The sequence below is a fragment of the Methanosarcina sp. 1.H.A.2.2 genome (assembly GCF_000979975.1).
Classification (GTDB): Archaea; Halobacteriota; Methanosarcinia; order Methanosarcinales; family Methanosarcinaceae; genus Methanosarcina.
The window spans coordinates 1-4,577 of the sequence record NZ_JJQL01000054.1 but is presented as its reverse complement, the minus strand read 5'-3'; the positions used below and the strand labels follow the sequence as shown (position 1 = coordinate 4,577).

The 4,577-nt window shown below is 43.1% G+C and carries 3 protein-coding genes; all 3 read right to left on the bottom strand.

Features of this window, described 5'->3' with window-relative positions; translation table 11 throughout:
- Positions 1–166: 166 nt before the first annotated feature.
- The 3 genes from EO93_RS07985 to EO93_RS07975 all read right to left on the bottom strand — a co-directional run bounded on the left by EO93_RS07985 (position 167) and on the right by EO93_RS07975 (position 4,380).
- Complete coding sequence (locus EO93_RS07985) at positions 167–1,570, bottom strand: GntP family permease (RefSeq protein WP_048161930.1); 1,404 nt, start codon at positions 1,568–1,570, stop codon at positions 167–169.
- Positions 1,571–1,674: 104 nt separating this feature from the next.
- The gene (locus EO93_RS07980; protein WP_048161928.1) at positions 1,675–2,226 is read right to left on the bottom strand and encodes a chemotaxis protein CheW; all 552 of its coding nucleotides are present in this window, start codon (positions 2,224–2,226) and stop codon (positions 1,675–1,677) included.
- Positions 2,227–2,310: 84 nt separating this feature from the next.
- Positions 2,311–4,380: a methyl-accepting chemotaxis protein gene (locus EO93_RS07975; RefSeq protein WP_048161931.1), complete on the bottom strand. Its 2,070-nt coding sequence runs from the start codon at positions 4,378–4,380 to the stop codon at positions 2,311–2,313.
- Positions 4,381–4,577 lie beyond the last annotated feature (197 nt).

The window sequence follows — 4,577 nt, the reverse complement described above, 5'->3', positions numbered from 1 at the left end:
TATCCCAAGTTGAAGTCGTCAACTTAATTAATTTTTTGTTAGACTGTAAATAATCATAGCCAAGAGCCTTTCTTTTTTAAGATCTTAGAAACTCCGGTCTTAGCCGGTATGAAACTAGCGAAACTAGCAGGTATGAAACTAGCGAAACTAGCAGGTATGAGAAAATTCAGTAGAAGAAAACATACACTCCGGAAACTAGCAGGAAACTTACCACGCCCATCAGAGCGCCCCCGAGAGTATTTGCCCTGAAAACCTCGGAGGGTTCAAGTTCTGCCAGTTCTCCGAAAATCCAGAAGAATGGATCATTGACATGCGAAATCACGAAAGTACCTGACGCCATTGCAAGGATCAGAATCTCCGCAGGAAGCCCAAGTTCCGGAACCAGAGGAAGCAAAAGGGATGGCGCAACAAGCATTGTTACAACCCTTGACCCCTGCACGGTTTGAAGGGCTGCTGCAACAAGAAAAGGAACAAGGATGTGAGGAAGGTTAATCTGCAGGAAAAACCTGCCAAGGGCTTCTCCTGCTCCTGTCATGGCAAGAGTTGCACCAAGAGCTCCTCCCCCACACAGGTCAAGAAGGACAACACCACTTCTCCTTACGGCTTTTTCAACCAGGGTCCTGACCATTTCCAACCCCAGCGCCCTGCTGGAAAAAATGGAGAGAAGAACTCCTATAAGGAGGGCAACATTTGGGTTTCCCAGAAAAGAAAACAGAAGAGGGGGATGCTCAAAGCCAGCCTGGAAAAGGATCAGAAGCAAAGGAAGAAAGATTGGTGCATAAGCTTCAAGCCTGCCTGACTTTCCAGTATCTCTTCCCTGCACTCCATCTTTCCTTTGTACTCCATCTTTTCTCTGCACTTCGATACCTTTTTCCTGCATTACTCCTGTCTTCTCCTTTTGTGGAGTTTCTGTAATTTCTGTAAATTCTGGCTGAGCTTGTCCCTGATTATCGTGTTCGGAAACTCTGGCGGTTTCAGTCTTCCCCAATCTTCTGGCGTAGAGATAACCTGCAGTAGAAGTAGGAACAGCGATAAAAAATCCCAGAAGAATGAGTGTGTCCGTATTTGCTGAAAGTTCTTCTGCTGCCGAAATAATTACAGGGGAAGGATATACCAGATTAAATGAGGCAACAGCCCCGAGTGCAAGTGCAGTTGCAGTGGAAATGGGGGGGTAATTAAGCTTGGTAGCCAACTCTTTTGCTATCGGAATAAAGATGACATAGGCAAGGATATAGCACATCATTGGCACGGAAAAAAGAAAACCAAGAATGTTCAGGGCAAGCAGGGGATTTCTGGAAAACCGCATAATGTCAGAAGCTATTAAAGACATTCCACCACTCTTCTGGAGCAGAAGTCCGATGATACTACCACTGGTGATAATGATAGCAAAACGGGAAAAAACATTACCAAGTCCCTTAGTTACCGCTTCAACTGCCCCCATAGGTTCTCCTGCAAGCACCCCTATGAAAAGAGATACAAAGACAAGGCTAAGGAAAGGGTGAAGCCTGAGTTTTGCTGTAAGAAGCAGTATGGCTATAAGGGCGAAAAGGAAAATAAGGACAGGGTGCATATTCGTTTAAATTTCTTCTGAAGCTATAAATCACTTCTGAAATCATAAACAATGAATTATCGACAATAGATAGTTTTCATCAGTCAGATCTCAATGATAAATTTTTAAATGTCCCCCTCCGGAAGTTGCTCAAAAGAATGAGAGGAAGAAGAAGAAGAAGAAGAAAGCTGGCTGAGTTCGTCAATTTCCTCTTCTCCAAGTACCCTTGCAAGGTTCAGGAGGATAAGAAGCCTGTTCCCTTTTTTCCCGACTCCGATCAGATATTCTGCATTAATTTTCGATTTAATCATATCTGGAGTCGGTTCAACAGAAGTAATAGGCAGTTTCAACACCCCACTTACGGAGTTTACAAGCATTCCTATAATTGTATCCCTGACTTCCACTATAATAATTCTGGACAGACTGTCCCTCTCTTTGGAGCTGAAACCAAGGCGCCTGTTGAGATCTATTACTACGATAATTTTTCCTCGCAGGTTAATTAGTCCCTTTATGCATTCCGGCGCCTGAGGAACGCGAGTGATTTTTGAAATCGGGATGATTTCGGAGACCTGCATGATATCGACTCCGAATTCTTCTCCTGACAGTTCAAACACCACCAGCTGAAGCGATTCTTCTGGAAGTGTAGAATCTTCCTTTATTGCTGTTTCCTCAAACATTTTAATCCCTCAGGCCAATTTAAGGATTTTAGCCCTTTATATTTAGCCAACCGTATTTAGCCAGCCATATTTAGCCAACCGTATTTAGTCAGCAATATTTTCGGGCTCTCCTTTTGAATTGCCAAGCCTGAATTTTTCAGTGGCTTTTTTCATCTTTTCCCCAAGCAAAGAGAGATCATTCGCCATGCTGGCAAGCTCAGACATTGAGGCACTCTGTTCTTCAAGAGCTGCGGCAGTTTCCTGGGTGCCTGCAGCGGACTGCTCCGATATAGAGGAGATATCTTCCAGTGTAGAGGTAATTTCTTCAATGGATGCGGACTGTTCTTCTGTAGCAGCTGCAACGTCTTCTATCATATTTGTGATTTCATTGATTGTGGAGACGATTCCGGTAACCATCTCAACCTCTTCACTAACCGATACTGAGCCGTTCTTCACATTCTTTTTACTTGCTTCTATGCTTTCCACTGTATCACTGATACTCTCCCGGATCTCATCAATCAGCCTGGAAATATTTTTGGCTGCGCTTCCGGATTCTTCGGCAAGTTTGCGGACTTCATCGGCTACAACAGAGAATCCTCTGCCATGTTCGCCTGCCCTTGCAGCTTCAATTGCGGCATTCAGTGCAAGCATATTGGTCTGGTCTGCAATTCTGGTTATCAGCGTTATGATCTCATTGATCTGCTGAGACTTGGAGTCAAGTTCCTTGATAACAACTTCAGTTTCATCAACAGAAGAACTGATAAGATTCATCTTAAACAGGACATCTCTGGAAACGTTTCCGATATTACGAACGGTATCATTCACCAGATTTGTACTTTTAGAAACTTTCTGGGTGTTATCCGCAACTTCCTGGATATTGTGGGTCATATCCTGCATTGCATGAGTTATATCAACAATTTTTGTGCTCTGCATTTCTGCCCCGTTAGAGATTTCAGCTGCGGTTTCTGAAATTCTCCTTGATGCAGATGCCACTTCTTCGGAAGAGGCAGACATTTCTTCCGAAAGTGTGGCAAGGCGCAGTGAACCTCCCTGAATTTCTTTAATCAAGCTGCGCAGGTTTTCAACCATTGCTTTAAAAGCCTCTGAAAGCTGGAAGATCTCGCTTCTCGAGGAACCTTTAATATCAACATCAAGATCTCCTTCAGAGATCCTGTCAGCAGCTTCGAGCAATTCGTAGATAGGCTTTCTGTAGATGTTCAAAATCACAAAAACAAGGAAAGCACCAATAAGCATTGAAAGAAAAGTGACCAGAAAGATCTTATTTATAGAGTTCACGATCAGTGTATCCAGTTTTTCTTTCTGGTCAGCACTGGCAGCTGTAGCTACTTCTCCAACCTGCGCAGCTATATCTGTCATATTTGCCTCTTCGATAGCTTTTCTTTCTTCCAGAGCCTTAAACTGCTCGAAACCGGCCTGGAAATTTTCCGCACTTGTAAGTATTTCCTTTCCTGCAGCAATATTTTCCGGCCTTTCCATTCGCCCGTTCAAGTCTGTAGAAAGTTCAATAATCTCTCCCATAAAAGTATCAAACTTATCTGCATATTGCTGATCAGGACTCATAGCATAATTTCGATACTCGTTTCTGGCTTTCATTGTCAATACAATGATCCTCTGAGCGCTCTCGGCGTTGGAGAACTTTTTCTCGAGAGTTTCATTTGAATAGCCCTTATCGAACTCTTCTCTGTACTGAGTCATCTGATTTTTAGAAAGCTCGTCTGCGTTTTTTAGTAAAGTTTCACTGTATATAGTAAGATTATCTCTCACATCTGCCTGTTCGTCATCTGCTTCAACATATCTGTCAAAAGCTTCCCTGAAATCGCTGGAAGCTGCAAGAACTAAATCCATCCGGTCGCGGTTCGCAGGATCAATGTAGCCTATGTATATTTCTTTGGATATCGCTGCCTGTGTGGGCACAAGGTTAAGATGGGAATAAACTTCTTCTTTGTAAGCAGGATCGCCGTGAATAATGTAGCTTTCCTCTGCTTGCAGGGCTCCCTGCATATTATTCATGATAAAAGTCATATTCTGGATAGCACGGCTCTTCTCCTCGACTTCGTTCATGCCTTGATAACCCGTATAACCTACAAAAAAGATCAAAACGAGGAGAAGGGCAAATCCTATCACCACATGCCCCATCTTTGTGCTTTTGTACATCTTTTTCACCCGTGATTCCAGCTTTTTCGCCTTTGCGCCCTTTCTCTCCTGCAACCGAACTATAACCCACGGAGATACTTATTGTAAAGGGCAGAAAGCTATAAACGCCTGTAAAAGGTCTTTATCCAGATTTCCCAACTAGTGCTCAATATAGATTATTTAAGAATCCATAAATTTCCTGATATAGATTATTTAAG

Bases quoted from the DNA above. Each gene is read 5' to 3' on its own strand.
- EO93_RS07985 (WP_048161930.1), bottom strand. From the start codon at position 1,570: ATGCACCCTGTCCTTATTTTCCTTTTCGCCCTTATAGCCATACTGCTT.
- EO93_RS07980 (WP_048161928.1), bottom strand. From the start codon at position 2,226: ATGTTTGAGGAAACAGCAATAAAGGAAGATTCTACACTTCCAGAAGAA.
- EO93_RS07975 (WP_048161931.1), bottom strand. From the start codon at position 4,380: ATGTACAAAAGCACAAAGATGGGGCATGTGGTGATAGGATTTGCCCTT.